The 2,380-nt window shown below is 45.0% G+C and carries 1 protein-coding gene; it reads right to left on the bottom strand.

The window, feature by feature from the left end; all coding sequences use genetic code 11:
- Window positions 1-184: 184 nt before the first annotated feature.
- Window positions 185-2,089: an NAD(P)/FAD-dependent oxidoreductase gene (locus QGP82_RS06120; protein ID WP_163670417.1), complete on the bottom strand. Its 1,905-nt coding sequence runs from the start codon at window positions 2,087-2,089 to the stop codon at window positions 185-187.
- Window positions 2,090-2,380 lie beyond the last annotated feature (291 nt).

Below are 2,380 nucleotides of genomic sequence, written 5' to 3'. Positions count from 1 at the left end.
GGTTATTGGTAGGTAAGCGTCCCCTGAGCGAAGTCGAAGGGGATGCTGGCTAGGAGTGTTGGCCTAACTCCGAAGGAGACTAACTCCGAAGGAGACGCTTCGCTCAGCCAACGGTGTCGGTGGAACAGTTACTATTTGCAGTATTTACAGCGAGTGTCTAAAAAATAAAGGCTGCATCTCTCTTTTAATCTAAAAATGACATCTCGTAGTCTGGTGGCTCCACCATAGAGGCAAAAATTGAGGCGCGCGTTGGGTCAAATCTCAATTGGCCCAATTCTTGATTGTTATCGAGCCATGACTGAATTAGCTGAATTTCCCCTGCAATATCTTCATCCATCTGATGATTCAACGGGGACGAGATTTGTGACATCGCCTCGTCTCTGGTCTGGCAGGCATTAGCTACCAGGGCATTCCATTGTGGATCTTCAATCGGCTCAATATGTACCTGCTTGAACTGGCGATAAGCCTGAATATACTCCTCAAGAAAGGGTCGATAAGGTTCCTTATGTCGCATGTCATTAAAGAAGTGCCGTTTGACGGTGTGCAGCCATGCCGGACGTTTGTCAGGTTCTTTGATGCTACATTGCAACAGATAGGCAAAGCTGACGATGAAATTCTTGAACTGCCGATTTACTTTCCCAATTAATCTATCGACACCTGTCACCGCATACTCTCCCCTCAGGCGGTACTTGAACGCATTGTTTGGGAAGGCATAGTAGAACATCAAGTCCTGTATCGATTTGCAATCTTGAGGTTTGTAATCAATACCAAGCAATCTCGCCACATCATCGTTGTAAAAGCCGTAGTAAACCAGATGGTCATGCCGACGAGGCTCGCTATCACCAAAATAATGCTTGTTATAGCTTGTGATGCGAGCATCTAAATTGCGATGGATGTGATAGTGAAAACCCGGTTGAGTAACAAGCTTGTGAATAAACAATCCCTGCATTTCTATAATATTCGCTAACCCCCCACTGTATGGTCGCGTATAGCCAAGCATGTAGATATTGTTCAGCGTCTTTGGGATCACTCCCATAAAGTTATCGCGATATTGATATTGATAGGGGTCTGCTCCGTCAACCATAATGGTGGGCAGCCTTGGTGCTTCCGTATCGCCCTTGATGTAATGATCGAAAGCTCTTTCAATCCCAGCGTAGGTAATCGTTTTCTTTTCAAAATCGATTGGGGTATCTTTGGGGACAACAATGGCGCGGCCCGTATGCAACCACATGCAAATGTCATTCAAAAAATAGCCCTTTGAAAATGCATCGGGCAAATTGTCGCTAAAATTGCGGCAATATTCATCAATGGGCCAGTATTTTATGGCAACGGCACCACTGGCTGGACGTGACTCGCTGGTGTTCCAACTATCGTCCCGTAGGCTGACTGGAAATTGATCGCCGATCAAAATAGGAATTCCAGTACCAGCGGTTGCACCGTAAACGATGTCAGCGTAATGACGATTGGAGAAGTAGCGAAAATTTTGAAACTCCAGTTGATCTAAGGTGTGGGTCGTTTCAAACGCTGGCACGACCTTATCCCGTGGGTGAAACCCATTCGTGCGAATGATCACCTTCGCATCATGGGGAATTAAATGGGAAATCATCAGGTTGGCAGAATCTCCCATTGTGTCAAACACAAACGTCTTATTTGGTGCGTTGTAATCGGTGGTGGTGAGGTGTGAAAAGATGGCTCGACTAAACCCAGTTGCGAAGACCACATGCCGTGCGTTAATCGTAGTGCCACTCTGGGTATATACAACGCTGTGATCGGCAAAGTTATCGACCCTGGTCACAATGTCTCGGATAACTCTTTCTCCGTAGTGCTTCTGCCACTTCTGATGCATTTCATAATACTGAGTAGCACAAGGGTAATGATCCCTTTGGAATTCATCTACGAGGTCAAACGAGTAAAAGCTTGTTAAGTAACTGGAAACTAGATCAAAGTCTAATCTTCCACTCTTATTAAGACGGTCCCAGACGCTGTTGCCATCGGCTGAGATTATCCTAAAGTCTATACCTGTGGAGATCAGTTCGCGGATCAATGGAATCGCACTGAAGCCAAAGCCTACAACCACTACATCGGCCATAATTCATGCTCCTGATAATCCGGATTTTTGGTGAGATGTAACACGTTCAGGTGTTTAGATTCAAGATATATCCTTAGATTGCAATCTCGACAACCGTCAGGCCTGCCATTCCATGAACATCTTTGTTTACAGGGAATTATACAGTTTTTAGATTTGGTAGTAATAAGGGCACCTCTATTTATTAGGCTTCTGAAAAATCGAGTCTCATCTGAGACTGTTATCCTCCCCTTTTTTTAGATGTTGAAGGGTTCCAAACGGACAAAATCTGTTCATGGGGGCTGTTTTAGAGCT

This window comes from Leptothoe sp. LEGE 181152, from assembly GCF_032906605.1.
Lineage (GTDB): Bacteria > Cyanobacteriota > Cyanobacteriia > Phormidesmidales > Phormidesmidaceae > Leptothoe > Leptothoe turfae.
Note: the sequence above shows the minus strand (reverse complement) of the source record. Positions and strands in the feature narration are given on the sequence as shown.

Excerpts from the sequence above, each read along its gene's own strand:
- QGP82_RS06120 (WP_163670417.1), bottom strand. The coding sequence starts at position 2,089 with ATGGCCGATGTAGTGGTTGTAGGCTTTGGCTTCAGTGCGATTCCATTG.